This is a genomic window from Chryseobacterium formosum (genome assembly GCF_026460885.1).
Classification (GTDB): Bacteria; Bacteroidota; Bacteroidia; order Flavobacteriales; family Weeksellaceae; genus Chryseobacterium; species Chryseobacterium formosus.
Genome location: NZ_JAOVZW010000008.1, coordinates 22,037 through 44,980 on the forward strand (window position 1 = coordinate 22,037; position 22,944 = coordinate 44,980).

Annotated in this window: 21 protein-coding genes; 18 read left to right on the forward strand and 3 right to left on the reverse strand. The window is 31.7% G+C overall.

Annotation, left to right across the window (positions count from 1 at the left end):
• The first annotated feature begins 26 nt into the window (after nucleotides 1-26).
• The 9 genes from OF897_RS06480 (at nucleotide 27) to OF897_RS06520 (ending at nucleotide 10,051) form a co-directional block, all read left to right on the forward strand.
• A complete protein-coding gene (locus OF897_RS06480; protein WP_267264874.1) occupies nucleotides 27-1,247 on the forward strand; it encodes an EpsG family protein in 1,221 nt (406 codons plus the stop codon).
• A gap of 18 nt (nucleotides 1,248-1,265) precedes the next feature.
• Nucleotides 1,266-2,417, forward strand: coding sequence for a glycosyltransferase family 4 protein (locus OF897_RS06485; RefSeq protein ID WP_267264875.1), 1,152 nt, complete (start codon nucleotides 1,266-1,268; stop codon nucleotides 2,415-2,417).
• A complete protein-coding gene (locus tag OF897_RS06490) occupies nucleotides 2,417-3,160 on the forward strand; it encodes a glycosyltransferase family 2 protein (RefSeq protein ID WP_267264876.1) in 744 nt (247 codons plus the stop codon). Before OF897_RS06485 ends, OF897_RS06490 begins: the two co-directional genes overlap by 1 nt.
• A 75-nt stretch (nucleotides 3,161-3,235) precedes the next feature.
• Complete coding sequence (locus tag OF897_RS06495) at nucleotides 3,236-4,477, forward strand: GH39 family glycosyl hydrolase (RefSeq protein ID WP_267264877.1); 1,242 nt, start codon at nucleotides 3,236-3,238, stop codon at nucleotides 4,475-4,477.
• 64 nt (nucleotides 4,478-4,541) lie between these two features.
• Complete coding sequence (locus OF897_RS06500) at nucleotides 4,542-5,639, forward strand: glycosyltransferase (protein ID WP_267264878.1); 1,098 nt, start codon at nucleotides 4,542-4,544, stop codon at nucleotides 5,637-5,639.
• 76 nt (nucleotides 5,640-5,715) lie between these two features.
• Nucleotides 5,716-6,261 carry a dTDP-4-dehydrorhamnose 3,5-epimerase gene (gene rfbC, locus OF897_RS06505; protein ID WP_267264879.1) on the forward strand — a complete coding sequence of 182 codons (546 nt, stop codon included), beginning with the start codon at nucleotides 5,716-5,718 and terminating at the stop codon, nucleotides 6,259-6,261.
• An 84-nt stretch (nucleotides 6,262-6,345) separates the two neighbouring features.
• The gene (locus OF897_RS06510; RefSeq protein WP_267264880.1) at nucleotides 6,346-7,734 is read left to right on the forward strand and encodes an exopolysaccharide biosynthesis polyprenyl glycosylphosphotransferase; all 1,389 of its coding nucleotides are present in this window, start codon (nucleotides 6,346-6,348) and stop codon (nucleotides 7,732-7,734) included.
• Between the two features lie 129 nt (nucleotides 7,735-7,863).
• Nucleotides 7,864-9,165 carry a 30S ribosomal protein S12 methylthiotransferase RimO gene (rimO, locus tag OF897_RS06515; RefSeq protein WP_267264881.1) on the forward strand — a complete coding sequence of 434 codons (1,302 nt, stop codon included), beginning with the start codon at nucleotides 7,864-7,866 and terminating at the stop codon, nucleotides 9,163-9,165.
• Nucleotides 9,166-9,679: 514 nt separating this feature from the next.
• Nucleotides 9,680-10,051 carry a septal ring lytic transglycosylase RlpA family protein gene (locus OF897_RS06520; RefSeq protein ID WP_267264882.1) on the forward strand — a complete coding sequence of 124 codons (372 nt, stop codon included), beginning with the start codon at nucleotides 9,680-9,682 and terminating at the stop codon, nucleotides 10,049-10,051.
• A 60-nt stretch (nucleotides 10,052-10,111) separates the two neighbouring features.
• Here OF897_RS06520 and OF897_RS06525 read toward each other — a convergent pair whose 3' ends face one another.
• Together OF897_RS06525 and porX are read right to left on the reverse strand one after the other, a co-directional pair.
• Nucleotides 10,112-10,876, reverse strand: coding sequence for an exodeoxyribonuclease III (locus OF897_RS06525; protein WP_267264883.1), 765 nt, complete (start codon nucleotides 10,874-10,876; stop codon nucleotides 10,112-10,114).
• 80 nt (nucleotides 10,877-10,956) lie between these two features.
• On the reverse strand, nucleotides 10,957-12,501 hold the full coding sequence (gene porX, locus OF897_RS06530; RefSeq protein WP_267264884.1) for a T9SS response regulator signal transducer PorX: 1,545 nt from the start codon (nucleotides 12,499-12,501) through the stop codon (nucleotides 10,957-10,959).
• A gap of 257 nt (nucleotides 12,502-12,758) precedes the next feature.
• Between porX and OF897_RS06535 the strand changes: the two genes are divergently transcribed.
• The 9 genes from OF897_RS06535 to OF897_RS06575 all read left to right on the forward strand — a co-directional run bounded on the left by OF897_RS06535 (nucleotide 12,759) and on the right by OF897_RS06575 (nucleotide 21,023).
• The gene (locus OF897_RS06535; protein ID WP_267264885.1) at nucleotides 12,759-13,964 is read left to right on the forward strand and encodes an HD domain-containing protein; all 1,206 of its coding nucleotides are present in this window, start codon (nucleotides 12,759-12,761) and stop codon (nucleotides 13,962-13,964) included.
• 88 nt (nucleotides 13,965-14,052) lie between these two features.
• Nucleotides 14,053-15,084, forward strand: coding sequence for a UDP-3-O-(3-hydroxymyristoyl)glucosamine N-acyltransferase (gene lpxD / locus OF897_RS06540; RefSeq protein ID WP_267264886.1), 1,032 nt, complete (start codon nucleotides 14,053-14,055; stop codon nucleotides 15,082-15,084).
• Nucleotides 15,077-16,474: a bifunctional UDP-3-O-[3-hydroxymyristoyl] N-acetylglucosamine deacetylase/3-hydroxyacyl-ACP dehydratase gene (locus OF897_RS06545; protein ID WP_267264887.1), complete on the forward strand. Its 1,398-nt coding sequence runs from the start codon at nucleotides 15,077-15,079 to the stop codon at nucleotides 16,472-16,474. Before lpxD ends, OF897_RS06545 begins: the two co-directional genes overlap by 8 nt.
• Nucleotides 16,475-17,263, forward strand: coding sequence for an acyl-ACP--UDP-N-acetylglucosamine O-acyltransferase (gene lpxA, locus OF897_RS06550; protein WP_267264888.1), 789 nt, complete (start codon nucleotides 16,475-16,477; stop codon nucleotides 17,261-17,263).
• Between the two features lie 15 nt (nucleotides 17,264-17,278).
• On the forward strand, nucleotides 17,279-17,626 hold the full coding sequence (locus tag OF897_RS06555) for a hypothetical protein (RefSeq protein WP_267264889.1): 348 nt from the start codon (nucleotides 17,279-17,281) through the stop codon (nucleotides 17,624-17,626).
• A gap of 21 nt (nucleotides 17,627-17,647) precedes the next feature.
• Complete coding sequence (gene efp, locus OF897_RS06560; protein ID WP_267264890.1) at nucleotides 17,648-18,214, forward strand: elongation factor P; 567 nt, start codon at nucleotides 17,648-17,650, stop codon at nucleotides 18,212-18,214.
• A gap of 278 nt (nucleotides 18,215-18,492) precedes the next feature.
• Nucleotides 18,493-19,395: a UDP-3-O-(3-hydroxymyristoyl)glucosamine N-acyltransferase gene (locus OF897_RS06565; RefSeq protein WP_267264891.1), complete on the forward strand. Its 903-nt coding sequence runs from the start codon at nucleotides 18,493-18,495 to the stop codon at nucleotides 19,393-19,395.
• A 92-nt stretch (nucleotides 19,396-19,487) separates the two neighbouring features.
• The gene (gene sucD / locus OF897_RS06570) at nucleotides 19,488-20,360 is read left to right on the forward strand and encodes a succinate--CoA ligase subunit alpha (RefSeq protein WP_267264892.1); all 873 of its coding nucleotides are present in this window, start codon (nucleotides 19,488-19,490) and stop codon (nucleotides 20,358-20,360) included.
• Between the two features lie 18 nt (nucleotides 20,361-20,378).
• Entirely contained in the window at nucleotides 20,379-21,023 is a 645-nt protein-coding gene (locus tag OF897_RS06575) for a porin family protein (RefSeq protein ID WP_267264893.1), read from the forward strand.
• Between the two features lie 609 nt (nucleotides 21,024-21,632).
• Here OF897_RS06575 and OF897_RS06580 read toward each other — a convergent pair.
• A complete protein-coding gene (locus OF897_RS06580; RefSeq protein ID WP_267264894.1) occupies nucleotides 21,633-22,943 on the reverse strand; it encodes an ABC transporter permease in 1,311 nt (436 codons plus the stop codon).
• Nucleotide 22,944 lies beyond the last annotated feature (1 nt).

Below are 22,944 nucleotides of genomic sequence, written 5' to 3' on the forward strand. Positions count from 1 at the left end.
ATTAAATCCAAAAAATACAATAATTAATGCAGCCTACTTTTAGCGGTACCTATTCCACACCATATATTATTCTTTTTTTGATATTTTTCATTCTATTTTTATGGGAAAATAAACTAAGAAGAAACGAAAATGATATCAAGGTTGTCAGATATTTGGGAATGCTTGTTTTTTTTGTTTTCTTTGGATTTAGAGGGTATATTGATAGTGATTTTGCCGTTTATTATCCGTTGTACGAAGTAGCGCCAACATTATTTGATTTAAAAGGAATTGCACAATTTTTCTCTGAGATGAATGAGGATTATCTTTTGAAGATAGAGCCCGGTTTTAAAGTTCTGCTTATAATTCTCAAAACGATTTCACCAAGTTATTTTTGTCTTCAGATTTTTTCTTCTTTAGTAAATGTATTGTTCCTGAATTATTTCTTTAATAAATATTCTCCACAGTATGTACTATCCTTTATCATGTTTTTTATTTTCTCAGGGTTGGTAATAGAGATCAATTTATTGAGAAACTCCAAAGCAATATTTCTTTTTTTGTATTCACTGCAATTTATTAAAGAAAGAAATGCAGCGAAATATTTTATTTTTAATGGGATTGGTCTCCTTTTTCATACATCTGCCATTTTCTTTTTCCCACTTTATTTTTTCTTACATAAAAAAATAAATCCAGCCTTTGTCTGGGGAACTTTTATTTTAGGAAATGTCTTGTACTTAGGTCAGATTAAATTTATCACTCCATTAATCATTGCAATAGGAAATTTATTAGGAGGAGTGTATTCTTTAATGACTGAATTTTATTCAGAAAATAGTGTTTATAGCGGTGGGTATGGTATAACAATAGGATATCTTGAAAAAGTTATCACATTCATTATTTTTTATAAACTTTATGATAAAGTGAGTGAATATATTAAAGACGATTATTTACTCAATATTTTCTACAATTTACTTTTTATTTTTACAGCAACATATTTGTTTTTAAATGAGTATTCTATTTTAATTGATAGAATAACCACACTTTTTGCTGCCGCTTACTGGATTTTATTTGCATATTTATATGCAGTTCTTAACCGATTTATGAAAGTAATATTCACTTTTGTATTGTTATTGTTTGGAATTTTAAAAATGTATAAATCCAATAATTTTATTATAAGAAATTATCAAAACATCCTTTGGGATAAACCATCAATTACACGGGCCTATTATATATTCAATAAGCATATGGATAAAATCCTTAATCCCAAAAAGTAATTACTTGAAAATTTAATAATGAAAATTGCTTTCCTTTCAACTTTTGCGCTCGATGCAAATATATCTTTAATTAATGCACTTAGTGAAAATTGCGAAGTGTATTTTTTTACGGAAGCACTTTATGAAATTTATAATTTTATAGATCCCTCAAAGCTAAAAAAAACAATTACTGGTGGAGAAGAAGTTGAAGAATTACAACGTTTCAGTAGTTTGATTTCTCTAAATAAAACATTTGTAATAAAGGGTACCCGAAATGCTGATGTTTTTAAAAAACTCTCTATTTCGTATAAAATTCATCAACAAATTAAAAAAATAAATCCTGATGTAATTGTTATTGATAATTATATGTTGACTTATTTTCTGACGACATTACAGTACAGAAAAAAGATGTTGATGATTGTTCACGATCCGTTTTTACATTCAGGTGAAAACTTTCTCATAGATCGTTATTTGAGGAAAATTCATTTTAAGCTTATTGATCATAAAATATTATTAAACAGTAATCAGAAAAATGATTTTATAGAGTATTATGGAGAAAATCCTTCCAAAATTTCTACATCATTTTTAAGTGTTTATGATTATCTGAGATATTATACTTCAAACTCAAATGAAAATACAAAATCTACAGGTTTTAATATTTTATTTTTTGGAAGAATATCTCCATATAAAGGGATTAAATATTTATTGGATGCATTTGTCAAAATAATTGATGATAAAAAATATGATGATATACATTTAACGATAGCAGGAAGTGGTGATTTCGATTTTGATATTCAGCCTTACAAAAACTATTCTCAGATTAATATTCTTAATGGGTTTATCACACCGTCATATTTAGCAGATCTTATTTCGCAATCATCTGTGGTTGTTTGTCCATACACAGATGCTACTCAAAGTGGTGTTGTGATGTCTGCATTTGCATTTCAAAAACCTGTAATTGCAACTAACGTAGGTGGATTACCTGAAATGGTGGAAGATCAAAAAACAGGGTTGATTATAGAGCCTAAAAGTTCATTGGCAATTTATAATGCGTTAATTGAACTTTACACGAAGAGAGATTTATTGAAAAAGATGTCTCAAAACATAGAAAATGCCTATTTTTCTGGCGATAAAAGCTGGAAGAATTCAGCAAAGCAATTTATGAATGCATTTGAAAAAATAAAGAAGTAATGAAAGCAAGTGTATGTTTGGCTACTTATAATGGTGAGAAATTTATTTTAGAACAACTTGCCTCAATTTTGGAGCAAATTGCATCAAATGATGAAGTTATTATTTCCGATGACGGTTCAACGGATCAAACATTAAATATTATCAGAAATATAAATGATAAAAGAATTAAAATAATTTTTAATACTGGTGAACGAGGCTATACCGCTAATTTTCAAAATGCTTTAAAGGAATCAATTGGCGACATTATTTTTATTTCTGATCAAGATGATGTTTGGCTTCCCGGTAAATATATTGCAGTAGTAGAAAATTTACAAACAAATGATTTGGTAGTAACCAATTCTATGGTGACTGATGAGGCATTAAATGTAACTAATGAGTCTTTTTTTAGTATCTATAATTCTGGGACTGGTTTGTTTAAAAACCTTACATGCAGTACTTATTATGGTTGCTGTATGGCTTTTAATAGGAAAGTTTTAAATTATTCTATGCCATTTCCAAATAACAAAGAAGTTGCAATTGATCTTTGGATGGGATTGGTGGGCGAAGTGGTTGGTAAAGTGAAATTTATTGAAAAACCTTATCTGTTGTACAGAAGATCAGGAAATAATGTTACCCAATTAGGAAGTTTACTTACCCGAAGCAATAGACCTTTACACATGAAAATTTATAAAAGAATGATTACGTTGATTTCCGTTTTGAAATTGACGATTAAATATAAGCTTAATTTAGTAAAAGAAAATTAACTTTAGGCTCCTTTTCTTTAGTATATGAAAATAGTTTTTACATATTTCAAATTTGTTTTTTTAGTCATTACATTTTTGTCTTTTGCACTCGTAAAAAGTCAAAAAATAAAAGATTCTGTAAAAGTAGAAATTGACTTTAATAAAAAAGTCAACAATGTAAAATCTATGTCCGGATTTTTACATTTTGATGATATTAGAGCACTTGAGAATAGTATTTTAGAATTAAAACCGAAATATTGGAGAATAGGGTGGTCTTACAAATCAACTAAAGATGTTGAGTACTTAAGAAGCTTTGGGATTACTCCGATTCTGGTGATATCAGATATGTATGGTTATCCTGGAAAAAAAAATAATAAAGAATGGCCTCATCCATTAGAGACCGATAGATTGAAAACTGTAATTACTGCTGAATACAAAAAGTTTAAAAATACGGTAATTTATGATATTTGGAATGAGCCTTTTCACCAAGGAGGTTTTGGAGATTTTGACAAAGAAGAATATTACCAGATTTTTAAAAAGGCTCATAATATTATCAGATCTTTACCTGGAGGAAAAGATGCAATTATCACTGGTCCCTCTTTCGATCATTATGATGAGAATGAAATAGAAGATTTTCTCCGATTTTGCAATAAAAATAATATAAGGGTAGATATGTTATGTTGGCATGAGTGGAGAGATGGTGTTTCTGAAGAGAGTTTTTCTAAAGATGTAAAAAAGCTTAGAAATACAATACTTCCAAAATATCCAAAAGTGGGTGTGAAAAAGATTGTTCTTAACGAAATTATCAACCAATATTCACAGTTTTCTCCATCAGAAGTCCTACAGGTTTTTAAAATGCTGGAAGATAACGGTATAGATGGGGCTTGTAAAGGTTGTTGGGCAGAAAGTGACGGAGTATTTAATTGTAACAACTCAATCAACGGTTTGCTTGACAAAAATGGAAAGCCGAGATCTGTTTGGTGGGCTTACAAAGTTTACAGTCAAAGTATAAAAAACAGAACTAAATCTATTTCAAATTATAACCAAGTATCAGCTTTTTCGTCTTATGATCAAAAGGGACAATATATTATTCTGAATAATAACAGCGGTAATAAGGTTGTAAATGTTCAAGTTAATCTGAAAAATTTATATAATCTTTACAAAAAAGAACAAAATGTAGATTTAAATATTTACGAAATTCCTTACACTCAAGAAGGTTTCTTAGAAAATATGGTTTTTAAGAATAAACAAAAGATTTCTGTTAGAAAAAATTCAATAACTGTCACAATACCGGAAATAAGCCCCAAAACAGTTTATTATATATCGATTTCAAGATGAAAATTGTGAGTTAAGATTTTATAATAATATCAAATTTTCATTTATTAATAATATACACTTTGATTTGGAAAAAAAAATTAAAATAGTTCAATTTGTAGAAGCATTTGGAGGAGGAGTTTATACTTATGTTAAAGATTTGAGCAATTTTTTGGCTACAAACCAATCTTATATTAATTGTGAAATTCATTTAATCTATAGTCCAAATCGTGTAGAATTAGATAAAGAATTATTTCATAAAGAAATTCATCAGGATATTTTTCTTTATGAAGTAGATATGCAAAGACCTATCAATTTAAAAAAAGATAAAATAGTATTTACAGAGACCCGAAAATTACTTAAGAAAATAAAACCAGATATTATACATCTTCATTCAGCAAAAGCAGGTGTTATTGGTAGATTGGCGTGTTTAGGCATTGTGTCACAAAAAAATGTTTACTATTCACCTCACGGATTTTCTTTTGTACAGCAAAATATTTCAAAAATTAAAATTTTATTTTTTAAAATTATTGAATATGCTATGCCTTCTATATTTGGAGGGACGATTATCGCTTCTGGAAATACAGAGTTTGAACTGGCAAAAAAAATTGGTAAAACAACTCTCATAAGAAATGGTGTTGACTTTGAATTACCCAATAAACTTTACTCTCCAGTAATTAATAAACGTTTTACAGTAGGTACAGTAGGACGACTGACTCCACAAAAAAACCCAAAAACTTTCAATAAAATAGCATCTTTATTGCCGGATGTTGATTTTATTTGGATTGGAAATGGAGAACTTATAGATGACATAACATCAAAAAATATTAAAGTTACAGGGTGGATAAGAACACGAGAAGAATTATTACAAACAATTAATTCTCTCGATTTATACATACAAGTATCTTTGTGGGAAGGTCTTCCAATTGCAATTTTGGAAGCTATGGCAATGCGGAAGCCTCTTGTAGTAAGTAATGTTATAGGTAATAAAGATACTGTAGATGATAATTATAATGGTTTTGTTTATAATACAACAGAGGAAGCAATAGAAAAAATCCGGTATTTTCTTAATGAAGAACAAAGAAATGCCATGGGAAATAATTCTTATGAAAAAGTCTTTAACGAATATAATAAAAATAATAATTTCTTAAAGTTGATTGACATTTATAAACAAGTGAAAGTCTGAGATTTTATTTAATAAACTAATTTTTTATATTTGTGCCCATAAAATGGATAGTTTTTAATAAAGAACTAAAAAAATAATGAAAATAAAAGAAACACCACTTAAAGACTGCTATATTATCGAACCTACTATTTTCGAGGATGACAGAGGTTATTTTTACGAAAAATTTAATGAGCAAAAATTTGAAGAATTGACAGGAATGAATGGACATTTTGTTCAGGACAATATTTCTAAATCAAGTTATGGTGTTCTTAGAGGATTACATTTGCAGAAAGGAGATAAAGCTCAGGCAAAATTAGTTTCTTGCCTTGATGGAAAAGTTCTAGATGTGGTGGTTGATCTTAGAGAAGATTCTCCTACTTTTGGTCAATGGTTTTCCCTTGAGCTCACAGATGAGAATAAATTACAATTATACGTACCTAGAGGTTTTGGTCACGGTTTTTCGGTTTTAAGTGAAACTGCTGTTTTTTCTTATAAATGCGATAACTTTTACGATAAAGCATCTGAAGGCGGAGTACTTTGGAATGATACAGACTTGAATATAGATTGGCAGCTTCCTCAAGATGATATTATTCTTTCCGATAAAGACAAAATTTTGCCATCATTTTCTTTAAAAAATTTTTAATATATTAGAAGTCTATAAAGAATTAAATTTCACTTTATAATTTTTGCACAAAAGATTATAAAGTAGAAGTTAGGATTGTGAAATATGTCAGTTTATTTTTTTAAACATTTACAGAGCATTTTTTTGATAGTAGATTATATTACTATCAATATGCTTTTTATTTTTGGGAAATTATATTTTTTTGAATTTACCGAAAGCGATTTTGAGCAAAATTTTCGTACACAACTTATTCTTCTCAATTTATCTTGGCTTGTAATTACAATTATTACAAAACCATACAAAATTTTAAAAATAAGAGAATCGTCATTAAATTTTAATGCACTGGCAAAATCTTTCATTTTGCTTGTTCTCTCAACAGCAGTTTATCTAAGTCTTATATTTTCTGTGAAAATTAATTACAGAAATATTATTTTATATTTTCTTTTAATCGGTTTTTTTATGACCCTTACAAGGTTTGTTTTATTTTTGTACAGAAAAAAAAACAGAGTAAAATTAGGGCGAAAGTTTTATTCATTCAATACCGTACTTGTAGGGGAAAATAAGCTTTCAACATCACTTTTAGCAAATAAATATTTAAGAAGATCTTTAGGAATTAGAGGAACATATAATTACGAAAATAAGGAGACAAAAAACCAGTATCTGGGTAATGTCAATAAATTGTTCCAAGACATAGAAAATACAAAAATAAGCAGTATAATATTCTGTGACGACAATATTGAAGTTGATGTTTATAAAGAGATTGTAGAGGTAGCGGAACACAAAATGATAAGAATATATATGGTTCCTGATTTTAAATATGCTAATTTAGGTCCTAATTATTTTGATATTATTCATGAAGTACCATTTCTTAGACTTATAAGAGAACCTCTTTCAAATCCTAAAAAACAAATTCTAAAAAGAGTTTTTGATATTGGTTTTTCAATTTTTGTTATTATATTTCTACTCTCTTGGATAATACCTATTGTTGCACTAATTGTAAAAATTGAAAGCAACGAATCACCATTTTTTCTTCAAAAAAGATCTGGTCTTAATAATGAGCCATTCAATTGTATTAAATTTAGAAGTATGAAGAGCAATAAAAATGCGGATCTTCAGACTGCAATAAAAAACGATTCAAGAATTACCAAATTTGGTGCTTTTATACGAAAAACAAGTATTGATGAGCTACCTCAGTTTATTAATGTCTTTCTTGGTGATATGTCGGTTGTTGGTCCAAGACCACATATGTTATCTCAGACAGAAATGTATTCCAAAATCACAAAAAAATACATGACAAGACATATTGTGAGGCCGGGAATTACAGGTTGGGCACAAGTGATGGGTTCAAGAGGAGAGATATTTTCTCATAGAGATATGGAAAAAAGAATTGAAAAAGATGTTTGGTATATTCAGAATTGGTCTTTCTTTTTAGATATCAAAATTATCTTTTTAACGTTATATAATATTGTGAAAGGTGACGATCAAGCTTATTAAATGAAATTTTACGTCAATATTGTTTATAATAAATCTAAATAGAGAGCCGAATCTTTCGGTTCTTTTTTTATGCGTAAATTTGCAGCCACAAAAATTACTGATTACTAATTACTTATTATTCAATATAAAATGCGCACAAAATCTGTAGGTAAAAAGAAGATAAACATTGTAACGTTGGGTTGCTCCAAAAACGTTTACGATTCTGAAGTGTTGATGAGCCAACTGAAAGCCAACGGAAAAGAAGTTGTGCACGAAGACAGAGGTGATATCGTAGTAATAAATACTTGCGGTTTTATCGACAATGCAAAAGAAGAATCAATTAATACTATTCTTGATTATGTTGAGGCAAAAAATAGGGGAGAAGTAGAGAAGGTTTTCGTTACAGGTTGTCTTTCTGAAAGGTATAAACCAGATTTGATAAAAGAAATTCCTGATGTCGATCAATATTTCGGAACGAGAGATCTTCCTATATTGTTGAAGCATTTAGGGGCAGATTACAAGCATGAATTGGTTGGCGAAAGATTAACAACGACTCCAAAACATTACGCTTATCTTAAAATTTCTGAAGGTTGCGACAGACCTTGTTCGTTTTGTGCAATTCCTTTAATGAGGGGAGGTCACGTTTCTACACCGATTGAAAAATTAGTAAATGAAGCTCAGAAATTAGCTAAAGTCGGAGTTAAGGAATTAATTCTTATTGCTCAGGATTTAACGTATTACGGTTTAGATATATATAAGAAGAGAGCTTTAGGCGAATTATTGAAAGAATTGGTGAAAGTTGAAGGAATTGAATGGATTCGTCTTCATTATGCTTTTCCAAGTGGTTTCCCGGAAGATGTTTTAGATATTATCCGTGAAGAACCGAAAGTTTGTAATTATATTGATATTCCGCTTCAGCATATTAATTCTGATTTATTGAAATCAATGAAAAGAGGAACAACTCATGAAAAAACGAATGCACTTTTAGACAAATTCAGAGAGAAAGTTCCAGATATGGCAATCAGAACAACTTTAATTGTTGGTTATCCTGGAGAAACTGAAGAAAGATTCCAAGAATTAAAAGAATGGGTAAGAGAGCAGAAATTCGATCGATTGGGATGTTTCACTTATTCTCATGAAGAAAATACGGGAGCTTATGTTTTAGAAGACGATATTCCGCAAGAAGTGAAAGAGGCGAGAGTGGAAGAGATCATGGAATTACAGTCTCAAATTTCTTGGGATAAAAATCAAGCGAAAATCGGAGAGATTTACAAATGTGTTTTCGACCGAAAAGAAGGAAACTATTTCGTAGGTCGTACAGAATACGATTCTCCGGATGTTGATAACACGGTTTTGGTTTCTGCAGAGAATACTTACATTTCGATTGGAGATTTTGCCAACGTAAAAATTACTTCCGCAGAAGAATTTGATTTGTACGGAGAACTTGTTTAAGCAAAATATAAAAGTAAAAACCAATGATTTTTCATTGGTTTTTCTATTTTCGTTAAAATTCCATTTTAATATTTAGTTAAATCTTTGATAAAAATATTGACCAAATTCTTTTCCCGCCGAAAAAATCGAAATGAAAAGTACCGCCAAAACAAGGATAAGCAGAATTTTGTTGCTTTTTAGTTTTTCCATAATATCTTTTGTTTTGTTAATAAGTATTCATTGTTTTAGAGAAGTTACAGAAGAATTTGTAAATATCTGGATTTGATTAAATTGTTGATTATAAGTTGATTATGTTTTTGTGAAATTCAAATTTTGGCTGATTTAGTTAATTATGTTAACTTTTAAGGTATTTTTTTAACGTTTTTTAACACCATGCTTTAAAATCCCTATTTATAGGCAGTTACATGATTAATTAAGTTTTATTTAAGTTTTATTTAACGTTTGTTAACTTTTAAAATAGGTAGCTAAAAAGTTTCAATATACTTTTGCCTCGTCAAACAAGTAAAAGTTCAACATGATGAAAAGATTCATTCTCGTAATCATAATGATGATTTCAACACTAGGTATTTATTCTTTCAAGAACGATGCCGAAGATGCGAAGAAAACAAGTTATGCGTCGTACTACCACGACAAATTTAATGGTAGAAAAACAGCAAGCGGAGAAGTTTTTAATAACTCAAAATTAACCGCAGCGCACAGAACGCTTCCTTTTGGAACCGAAATTAAGGTAACCAATCTGAACAATGGAGAAGAGGTAATTGTAACGATTAATGATAGAGGGCCTTTCCATTCATCAAGAGCATTAGATATGTCTAAAGCAGCGTTCGATGAAATTGGGGGAACACAAAAAGGTATTATCCCAGTAGAGTACGAAATTGTCGATTAAATTTAATACGATTCTTAGAAAATTAACAAAGCCAGCTAAATTTAGCTGGCTTTTATGTTTTTAGAGGTTAAATTCAATTAAAGCAGGGCAATGATCAGAATGTACCGCTTCTTTTAAAATAACAGCTCTTGAGAGTTTATCCTTTAAAGAATATGAAGCAAAATTATAATCCAGTCTCCATCCTTTATTATTAGCTCTCGAATTTTGTCTGTAGCTCCACCAAGTATAATTATCGGGTTGGTTATTAAAATACCTGAAACTGTCAATCAATTCGCATTCTTCGATGAAATTAGTCATCCATTCTCTTTCCATTGGTAAAAAGCCTGAAGTGTTTTTTAAACCAACCGGATTGTGAATATCAATCGCTTGATGACAAATATTAAAATCTCCCGAAATTATCAAATTCGGAATTTCTTTCTTTAAATTTTTTATATAATCTAAAAAATCATGGCAAAACTGCATTTTAAATTCCAGTCTTTCAATATTTGAAGCAGACGGAACGTAAACAGAAATCACAGAAAATCCATCAAAATCAGCTCGAATAACTCTTCCTTCGTTATCATAACTTTCAATTCCGCAACCATATTCTATATGATTGGGCTTTACTTTAGATGCAATTCCAACTCCGCTGTAGCCTTTTCTTACCGCAGAATGCCAATAACTATGATAACCGGCTTTTTCAAGACTTTCAATGTCAATTTGATCGTTTCCTGCTTTGCTTTCCTGAATGCAGATGATATCCGGATCGGCAGTTTTCAGCCAACCTAAAAAATCTTTGGTAAAAGCTGCTCTGATTCCGTTGACGTTGTATGTAATTAATTTCATAACTCAAAAATATAAAAATTCGGGCGGAAAAAATCTTAGATTTTTCCGCCCGAATTAAAAGTATTCAATATATATTAAACTTATTTTGGCTCAAGAACGCTGATCGGAATAATGCATTCCTCCAACGAAATTCCACCATGTTGGTAAGTTTCTTTATAATAATTGACAAAGTGATTGTAATTTTTAGGATAAGCTAAGAATGTATTGTTTTTGGCAAAAATATATTTCGAACTTAAATTTCCTTTTGGTAAAAATAGCTTTTCAGGATTACTCACTGCCCAAACATCTTTATCATCATACGTCAAACTTTTTCCTGTTTTATAACGAATGTTGGTTGAGGTTTCTCTGTCTCCAACAACACGACTTGGTTTTTTTACATAAACGGTTCCATGGTCGGTTGTAATCACTAATTTGAAACCGCTTTCTGCAGCAAGTTTAATAATCTTAATTAAAGATGAGTTTTCAAACCAGTTTGAAGTCAAAGATCTGAACGTTTTATCATCTCTGATCAACTGATCAACAATGTGATTGTCTGTTTTTGCATGAGAAAGAATATCAATAAAGTTGTACACAATCACCAAAAGATCATTGTTTTTGTGTTGATTAAAGTCGTCATAAATTTTTCTTTCAAAATCAGCATTCAAAACTTTAAGATATTTCATCGATTTTGAGCTTAAGCCAACTCTTTTCATTTGATCTTCCAGGAAATCGCGCTCAAATTCATTTTTATTTCCATCTTCATTGTCGTTAAACCATTTATCAGGAAAGCGTTTTTCGATTTCAGAAGGTAAAAGTCCTGCAAAGAAAGAGTTTCTCGCATATTGAGTTGCTGTAGGAAGAATACTGTAATAATAATCTTCAGAAACTTTATTGTAATATTTTGTGAAAAGCGGTTCAATTACTTTCCATTGGTCATAACGCAGGTTATCAACCATCAAAAGGAGTACTTTATCTTTTTCAACTTCAGTTTTTACTTTGTCTTTAAATAAAGTGTGACTCATCATCGGTTTATCTGAACCATTCAACCAGTCTTCGTAATTGTTTTCGATAAATTTAGCAAACTGAATATTTGCTTCTTCTTTCTGTGATTGAAGTAGGTCTGCAAACTCGTTATCGGCAACTTTATCAAATTTTAGTTCCCAATTCACGATTTTTTTATAATATTCTGCCCAATCTTGATAGGTTCTCAGGTAAGAAAGCTCCATAGAAAGATTTCTGAATTCCTGTTGGTATTGAAGAATCGTTTTTTGCTCAACCAAATTGTCTTCCTGAAGATTTTTCTTTAATGAAAGTAAAATCTGATTCGGGTTTACAGGTTTTAAAATATAATCGGCAATCTGAGAACCGATTGCTTCTTCCATGATGTGTTCTTCTTCACTTTTGGTTACCATCACGATTTTTAAAGAACTATCTCTTTCTTTAATCATAGGGATAGCTTCAAGACCGGAAATTCCTGGCATATTTTCATCGATAAGTGTCAATGCAAATTTTTCTGAATCTATCAATTCTAAAGCCTCGTTCACATTATTTACGGGAGTTACATGATAACCCTTCTTTTCTAAAAATACGATATGAGGTTTGAGTAAATCTATTTCATCATCGATCCATAATATTTTTTCTGACATAAAAGTTTGATTTTTTTCTATGGTTAATGTATCAAAACTGCGACCAAAAGCCTTTAATAAAAGCCAAAATGATTGGTCATTAAGTTAAATCTTAGTTAAAGAACTTTTACTTTTAAGATTTATTATATGTGGTATGAAGATAATCTAAAATCTCCGGTTTTAAAAGTATTATTAATAAAAATTCATTTGATTAAATTTTCCAATTTTCGTTAAATTGAGTTTAATACCTTAATTTTGCATTAATCACAGTTATTTCAATGCAGAACAAGCTTAAAATCATCAACGATCCGGTTCACGGTTTCATAAAAATTCCTCACGAAATCTTATTTGATGTTATTGAACATCCATATTTTCAAAGATTAAGAAGGATTTCGCAGACCGGACTTTTAAATTTAATTTTTCCGGGTGCAACGCACACAAGATTTCATCATGCAATTGGTGCAATGCATTTGATGTTTACTGCTTTGGAAACTTTAAAGCAAAAAGGAGTCGCTATTTCTGTTGAGGAAGAGAAAGGTGCAATGTTGGCGATTTTAATGCACGATATTGGTCACGGTCCGTTTTCTCATGCTTTAGAAAGTATGTTGATGGATGATTGGCATCACGAAAATCTTTCCTTATTATTAATGAATAGATTGAATGATGAATTTAGTGGGCAATTATCAACTGCAATCGAAATGTTTCAGGGAAAATACCACAGAAAGTTTTTTAATCAGTTAATCAGTTCACAATTGGATGTTGATCGATTGGATTATTTAAACAGAGACAGTTTTTTCACAGGAGTTTCGGAAGGAAATATCAATACACAAAGGATCATTTCGATGATGAACGTCTGCAAAGAAGAATTGGTGATTGATGCAAAAGGAGTTTATTCGATTGAAAATTTCCTGACGGCGAGAATGTTTATGTATTGGCAGGTTTATTACCATAAAACTTCAGCTTTGGCGGAATTTATTTTGGTGAAAATCCTCGAAAGAGCAAAATATTTGGTTTCTGAAGGCGTTGATTTACCTGCAACCGAAAATTTAAAATATTTTTTAAATCGAGGAAAAAGTGCAGCAACTGATGAAGATGTAGAGCGTTTTACGCAGTTGGATGATAATGACGTGATTCAGGCAATGAAAATTTGGCAGAAATCAGATGATTTTATTCTTTCTTATTGGTGCAAGTGTGTGATCCAGCGAAATCTTCCGAAGACAATTATTTCGTCACACCCTTTTGATGAGAAATTTATTGAAGAAAAGATAAAAAACACTAACGATTTTTTTGGAATTGACAACGGAAATGAATTGGTACATCAGATAAACAGAAGTTTACTTCCTTATGATACAGAAAAACAGCCAATTTATCTCCTGCAGAAAAATGGCGAAGTTTTAAAATTAGACGAGTCCGAAGATCAGCTTTTATCGGGTTTAATTGTTCATAAAACTCAAAGATACATCCTTGCTTTTCCAAGATTGTGATGGTGAATTTTCTTAAATAATATTAAAATCGATATTCCATAAACTAAAAAATGTTTGCGAATAAGAGAATTTCTTATCTTTGCAGAATATGGAATTTACAGCTTCGCAAATTGCAAGTTTTATTGACGGAAAAATTATAGGTGACGGAGACGCACTTATTACCGGAGTTTCACCGATTGAAAGCGGAGAATCCGGGCATCTGTCATTTATTGCTCAAGATCGTTTTGCGCATCATTTAGATACTTCAAAATGTTCGGTACTTATTGTTACCGAGACACTTATCGATAAAAATAAATATAATCCTACACTAATAGCGGTAAAAGATGCCTATCTTTCCTTTCAGGTTTTAATGAATCTGTATCAGGAAATGCAGGGCAGAAAAGAAGGGGTTGAAGATGGTTCTTCAATCCATGAAACTGCTGTAATTGGAGAAAAAGTGTATATCGGAGCATTTACTTATGTTTCCGAAAAAGCAAAAATTGGTGAAGGTACACAGATTTATCCGCAGGTTTATATTGGTAAAGGTGTAAAAATCGGTAAAAACTGTAAAATCGACAGTGGTGCAAGAATCTATGATTACTGCATTATTGGTGATAATTGTGTGATTCATTCAAATACTGTAATTGGCGGTGATGGATTTGGTTTTCAGCCGACTGCGGAAGGTTTCCAAAAAATTCCTCAGTTAGGAAACGTTATCATTGAAGATAACGTGGAAATAGGTTCAAACTGCAGCATCGATAGAGCAACAATTGGTTCTACAACGATCGGAAAAGGTACTAAAATCGATAATTTAATCCAAATTGCACACAACGTAAAAATTGGTCAGAATAACGTAATCGCTTCACAAACGGGGATTGCCGGTTCTACAATTGTTGGTGACTGGAATCAAATTGGAGGTCAGGTAGGAATCGTAGGTCATATAAAAATCGGAAATCAGGTGAAAATTCAAGCGCAAAGTGGAGTGAATTCCAGCGTTGATGATAAAGAAACTGTTTACGGTTCACCTGCAATTAGTTATAATGACTATCTTAGAAGCTACGTGCATTTCAGGAACCTTCCTGAGCTTGCGAAAAAAATAAATAATCTTGAGAATAACTCAAAAGATCATACTAATGAGTGATATGCAAAAAACCCTTCAGGAAGAGGTTACTCTTTCTGGAATAGGTCTTCATACTGGTAGAGAAGTAAAATTAACCATTAAACCTGCAAAAGAAAATACAGGTTTTGTTTTCGTAAGAACAGATCTTGAGGGACGTCCTCATGTAGAAGCAGACGTAAACTATGTAGTTGCTACAGAAAGGGGAACTACTTTGGAGAAATTAGGCGTGAAAATCAATACTTGTGAGCATCTTTTGGCTGCTTTGGTAGGTTGCGATGTTGATAACGCTATTTTGGAAATGGATGCTTCAGAACCTCCAATTTTAGATGGTTCTTCTAAGTTTTTTGTTGAAGCTATCGAAAGTGTTGGCGTTGTAGAACAAGCTGTTGTAAGAGAATATCTTGTTATAAAAGAAGTTTTGAGTTACAGCGATCCTGCAACTGGTTCAGAAATTACAATCATTCCTTCAGATACATACGAAGTGACAACAATGGTAGATTTTGGAACTAAAGTTTTAGGAACTCAAAATGCTACTTTAAAAAATATTTCAGAGTTTAAAGAAGAAATTTCTTCTGCGAGAACATTCAGCTTTTTGCACGAATTAGAAATGCTTCTTGACCACGGTTTGATCAAAGGTGGAGATATTTCAAATGCAATTGTTTATGTTGATAAAGATTTAACTCCGGAAACAACTGAAAAACTAAAAACTGCTTTTGGTAAAGATCATGTATCCATCAGACCAAACGGAATTTTAGACAATTTAACTTTAAACTATCCAAACGAAGCTGCAAGACACAAATTGCTTGACGTGATCGGTGATTTGGCTTTATGTGGGGTTAAAATTAAAGGGAAAATTATTGCTAATAAACCAGGACATTTTGTAAATACTCAGTTTGCTAAAAAACTGAACCGTCAGTGGAAATTACAAAAGAAAAAAAATGTTCCAGATATCGACTTAACAAAAGAGCCGGTTTTCGACATCAATGGTATTATGCGATTAATGCCTCATCGTTATCCTTTTTTGTTAATTGATAAAGTACTTGAACTTTCCGATAAGCACGTTGTAGGACTAAAAAATGTAACATTCAACGAACCATATTTTGTAGGGCATTTTCCTAAAGAACCGGTTATGCCGGGAGTTTTACAGGTTGAAGCTTTAGCACAAACTGGTGGGATTTTAGTTTTAGCAAGTGTACCAGATCCTGAAAATTATTCAACTTATTTTATTAAAATAGATAAGGTGAAATTCAAAAGAAAAGTAATTCCGGGTGATACTTTGGTTTTTAAAATTGAATTGATTACACCTATTAGAAGAGGTATTGTTCATATGCAGGGTTACGGATATGTAGGAGATACAATCGCTGTAGAAGCTGAACTAATGGCTCAAGTTGCAAAAAATAAAATTGATTAAATGATTCATCAATTAGCGGCCGTTGACAAGCGTGCAAAAATCAGCAAAAACGTTGTTGTAGAACCGTTTACTACCATTGCAGGTGATGTAGAAATAGGAGAGGGAACATGGATTGGTTCTAACGTAACCATCATGGATGGAGCAAGAATCGGTAAAAACTGCAGGATTTTTCCAGGAACAGTAATTTCTGCGATTCCTCAGGATTTAAAATTCGACGGTGAAGATACACAAACCATCATCGGTGATGATACTACAATCAGAGAATGTGTAACGGTAAACAGAGGTACAAAAGCTTTAGGTTATACAAAAATCGGAGCCAACTGTCTGATTATGGCAACTTCTCATATTGCGCACGATTGTTTAATTGGTGATCACGTTATCATTGTAAACGGTTGCGGAATTGCGGGTCACGTAGAAATTGGTGATTATACGGTAATGGGAGGTTTGTCTGCTGTTCATCAGTTTGGTAAAATCGGGAAACACGTAATGATTTCCGGAGGTACTTTGGTGAGAAAAGATATTCCGCCTTACGTAAAAGTAGCAAGAGAGCCGATGTCTTATGCGGGAATTAATTCTGTAGGTTTAAGAAGAAGAGGTTTCAGCAATGATAAAATCTTCGAAATTCAGAAAATTTACAGAGCGATTTTTCAAATGAAAATGAATGTTTCTCAGGCAGTTTCACACATTGAAAAAGAAATGCTTCCAACGGCAGAAAGAGATGAAATTCTTCAGTTTATTCAAAATTCACCAAGAGGTATCGTAAAAGGATACGGAACAGGTAAAGAATAATTAAATTTAATTAAGATGAGAAATTTAGTATTGATTTTTACAGTATTTTCTTCTTTTGTTTTTGCGCAGCAGAAAAAAGACGCTTCATTGAATTTTAAAGATTCTTTGGCAGTTAAAAATGTAAATTCAATTTTGGATTATTCAAAAAAATCTTTCTCAAATTTAAATTCAGACCTAAAAAGTTCATCAGCAATGAACAAAAATTTAGACCAACTTTTAATCAATACCATCAATTTCAATACAGTAATTAACAATCGTGCTGTAACTCCTACAGATGCAGGAACGTTTTACAGACCGAGAGTTGATGCGATGGATATGCTTGGAAGAAAAGTTTTGAGTCTTCAGGTCTACAAATCAAAATAAAAAAATAATATATAAAATTCAATGGCAACAAGTAACGATATTAAGAAGGGAATGTGTATCGAATTCAGCAACGATATTTTCAAAATTGTTGAATTTATGCACGTTAAACCAGGTAAAGGGCCAGCTTTCGTAAGAACAAAAATGAAATCAGTAACCAACGGAAAAGTTTTGGATAATACTTTTTCTGCAGGTCATAAAATCGATGAAGTAAAAGTAATCACCAGAAAATTTCAGTATTTGTATGATGATGAAAACGGATTTCATTTTATGAATAACGAAGATTTTTCTCAATTGTATTTAGGAAAAGAAATGATTGAAAACTCAAACCTAATGAAAGCAGGTGAAGAAGTTACTATTATTTTAAAAGATGCTGATGAAACGCCACTTTCTGCAGAATTACCTCAGTCTGTTTATTTGGAAGTTATTGAAGCTGATCCGGGTGTAAAAGGAAATACAGCGACAAATGCTTTGAAAAACGCAATCGTTGAAACAGGTGCAAGAGTAATGGTTCCTTTATTCATCGAAGCTGGAGACAAAATCAAAGTAAGCACAGAAGACGGTTCTTACTTAGAAAGAGTAAAAGAGTAGTAATACTAAACAATATTAGGAAGCTGGAAGATAATCACTTTCAGCTTTCATTTTTTTATGGCAGCTTTTTCCGTCTTCCACTCCCGCTTTTTTGCTACACTTCGTTTCGCAAAAAGAGCTCCGTTCAAGCCGGGCTGCAATTTAGACAGAAAAACAAACCTTGTCATCATTTCAAAATTTGACAAAGCTGATTTAAAATAAAAAAAGTATCACAAAAACCTTATCAAGGTTTTAAACCCTGACAAGGTTGATTTAAAACAAAACATCATTTAAACAGTATGACGTTTCATCAGCCACAAAAACTAAAAACTATTGCAGACCTCATCGGAGCAAAATTTCTTGGTTCCGAAGATTTTCAGGTTTTTGGTACCAACGAAATTCACAGAGTAAAAGCAGGAGAAATCGTTTTCGTTAATCATCCAAAATATTACGAAAAAGCTTTAAATTCTGCTGCTACAATTATCCTCATTGATAAAGAAGTAGAATGTCCGGAAGGAAAAGCACTTTTGGTTTCTGACGATCCTTTCAGAGATTTCAATAAAATCAATACCCATTTTACCAAAATCTATAATTTCACAGAAACACTTCATGATGTGGAAATAGGAGAAGGTACAAAAATACATCCTTCCGCAGTTCTTGGAAACAATATCACCATTGGAAAAAACACAATTATTTTCCCAAATGTTGTTATTGGAGATCGTACAGTGATTGGTGATAATGTGATTATTCAATCCAACACCGTTTTAGGAGGTGACGCTTTTTATTACAGAAAATTAAATGGAAATTTTGACCGTTTAATTTCTGTAGGAAATGTCATCATCGAAAATAATGTAGAAATCGGAAACGGTTGTACAATTGACAGAGGTGTTACAGACTCTACAATCATTGGTGAAGGTTCAGTTTTAGATAATCAAATTCAAATCGGGCATGATACGGTAATTGGAAGAAAATGTCTTATTGCATCTCAAGTTGGTGTTGCAGGATGCTGTATCATCGGTGATGAGGTAACTTTATGGGGACAGGTTGGTATCGCTTCAGGAAATCATATTGAAAGCGGCTCAGTTATTTTAGGTAAAACCGGAGTCAATAGAGATCTTAAAAAAGGAACCTACATCGGAATGTTTGCCGAAGATTACAAAACTTACCTTAAAAAAGAGGTGAAATTGAGAAATCTTGAGTAAACAAATGCCTCGAATTTATTTAAAATTAAAGAAAAATAAGTAAATTTGTGAGCATTAATAAATTAAGAAAATAAATTTAAAAAAACAATAAAATGTCAATTTTAGTAAACAAAGATTCTAAAGTAATTGTACAAGGATTTACTGGTAACGAAGGTACTTTCCACGCAGGTCAGATGATTGAATACGGAACGAACGTAGTAGGTGGTGTTACTCCAGGAAAAGGAGGAAGCGAGCACTTAGGTAAGCCTGTTTTCAATACTGTAGCTGATGCTGTTGCAAAAGCTGGAGCAAACGTAAGTATCATTTTCGTACCACCTGCATTTGCTGCAGATGCTATCATGGAAGCTGCTGAAGCAGGTATCAAAGTAATCGTTTGTATTACAGAAGGTATTCCTGTTGCAGATATGGTAAAAGTAAAATCTTATATCGCTGACAAAGACTGCAGATTGATTGGGCCAAACTGCCCTGGAATCATCACTTCTGATGAAGCTAAAATTGGTATTATGCCAGGTTTCGTTTTCAAAGCAGGTAAAGTAGGTATCGTTTCAAAATCTGGAACTTTAACTTATGAAGCAGCTGACCAAGTTGTAAGAGCTGGTTACGGAATTTCTACTGCAATCGGAATTGGTGGTGATCCAATCATTGGTACTACAACTAAAGAAGCTTTAGAATTATTCATCAACGATCCTGAAACTGAAGCGGTTGTAATGATCGGAGAAATCGGTGGAGGTCTTGAAGCTGAAGCTGCAAGATGGTATAAAGCTAGTGGTTCTACAAAACCAGTTGTAGGTTTCATCGCTGGTCAAACTGCTCCTAAAGGAAGAACAATGGGGCACGCTGGTGCAATCGTTGGAGGTGATGAAGATACAGCTCAGGCTAAAATGGAAATCATGAGAGAAAACGGTATCACTGTAGTAGATTCTCCTGCTGATATTGGTGCTACTGTAGCAAAAATCTTAGGATAATATAAATACAAATACGATATGAAAAAAATTTTATTAATATCTGCACTGGCTTTTTCTGTTTTATCATTCGCCCAGATTGATTTACGCAACACAAGATTTGGTCTTACTGCAGGTGGAAACTATTCCAGAGTTAAAAATGCTCACAATCCTTCAGGAGCGAGATTTGCTTTTCAAGGTGGTGTTTTAGCACTAATTCCTTTAGGAAATGCAGATCAGTTCTATTTACAGCCTGAAGTTGTTTATTACGGAGCCGGAGAATCTGGTAAATCTAAAGATGCTAAAGGTGTAAAAGGATATGATGCAGTTTATGCTAACAATTACATCAGTGTACCTGTTTCTTTCAAAGGATATTTTTCTGAAGCAGAATCAGAATTCTTTGGATTGATTGGTCCGAGATTCAACTTTTTGATTGATCAAAAAGTGAAAAACGAATCCCGTGAAATCTACAGAACAGATCAACTGGGTAAAGCAAAATCTTTTAACTTCGCCATTGGTGCAGGAATAGGATATAGTTATAAAAGACAGCTTGAATTAGCTTTGAAATATGATTTTGGATTGTCAAATACTTATCCGATTTTGGATGAGACTAAGATTGATGCAAACTCAGCAAAAAAGAAATCTGAGCAGGTTATAAGCTTAAGCTTAAGCTATATTTTTGAATAAATTTTTTCAAATCAAAACATAAAAACTCCCGAAGCTACTAAGTTTCGGGAGTTTTGTTTATTATAAAATGAATATATAATCTTTAACGATATTGAAACCAAAAAGACCTTTGCATAACTTTAGCTGTAACGACTTCGTTTTGTCTAAAATTTCAATATTCTTGTCAACTTTAAATATAAAGGTTTTATAATTTCTAGGATCGATTTCTATATAAACTATTCTTAGATTCTGATTATTTATAATGAATGGATTCGAAATATTAGAGGTTTCATCAATATTATAAGTCTTAGAAAAAGTATTGTTTTCGGAAAAAAAATAATTTGTGGATAGAATAATTGTTGTTAAAAAAGTTCCGAAAAATATGCAGTAAAAAAATCTTATCAACTTATTATCAATAGTAAATATTCGTATTGTCTTAGTCAAATCAAAAAGATTGATGAACCCAACACAAAAAGAAATATCACAGGTTTAAATCCAATTATTGTTCTGAAATACAAAAAAATGTTTAAACAACTGCATGAAATTATTGCGAAGATGAGTGTTATAGCTATAAAAATACTTTTTTGCGTAAACATTTTATTCGTTATAAAATTTTGTGAATTTCATTAATTAGTGTCTTATCCACTTCCAGATTTCTTTCAAAGTCGCTTTATTTCCATACATCAAAATTCCTACTCTGTATATTTTTCCAGCTAAGAAAATCATGAAAATTGTTGTTCCTAAAAGTAATCCAATAGACAAAGCAATTTGCCAAGCCGGGACTCCAAACGGAATTCTCGCCACCATTGCAACAGGGGAAGTAAACGGAATGATTGACATCCAGAATCCAACAGGTCCATCAGGATTATTAATCACAGAAATACTTCCATACATTCCTAAAGTTAGCGGAAGAATGGCAAATAAAGTGAATTGTTGAGTTTCCGTTTCATTATCAACTGCAGAACCAATTGCCGCGTAAACCGAGCTGTAAAACATATATCCCAAAAGGAAAAATACAATGAATACAAAAATAATCAGCGGGAAATTCATTTCCAATAAACTATGAGAAGCTTGTGTGGCAATCTGAGCAATATCGAGCTTACTCATCATTTCCTCATTTCCACCAGGAATGGTCTTTTGAAGCGAAGCGAAGCCTGTATTTAATACCAATGCACCAATAACAGACATCGTAATCCAAACGATAAATTGAGTTAAAGCAACCAATGTTACACCCAAAATTTTGCCCATCATCAACTCAAATGGTTTTACAGATGAAATGATGATTTCAACAACTCGGTTGTTTTTTTCCTCTAAAACACTTCGCATTACTCGAACGCCATAGATTAAGATAAACATGAACGTTACATACATCAAAACCATACTAAGAACACTTTTTACCCCAAATACCAAATCAGAATCTTCCTTATTATCCTCAGAAACATTAATGGTTTTTAAAGTAAAACTCTTATCTAAATTTTCAAGTTGTGCTTCCTGAATTCCAAGCTGCTTTATTTTCTCTTTCTTGATGACATTCGTAATGTCTGAAATAATTTGCTGTTTCGTATCAAGACCAATTTTGGTATTTACAACCAATCTTGTACTTTTTTCAATATCATCAAGATTGTTTCCCGATAAAGTTGGAAGAATCAAAATTCCGTCAAGGTTTTCGTTGCCTTTTAAATTTTTAACTTTAGCTTTTTCTTCAGCTGAAGGAATAAAAACATAGTTGATTTTTTCATCAGACTTTAATTGTCCTTTAAACAATCCGCTGTTGTCGACAACTTCAATCACATTGTGAGATTCATTGGCTTTAAACATAAATCCAATCACTGCTCCGAAAGCAATAATCATTAACGGAGCCAATAAAGTAAGTATGATGAAAGATTTTTTCTTAACCTGAGTAAGAAATTCTCTTTTTGTAATTAAAAAAATATTGTTCATA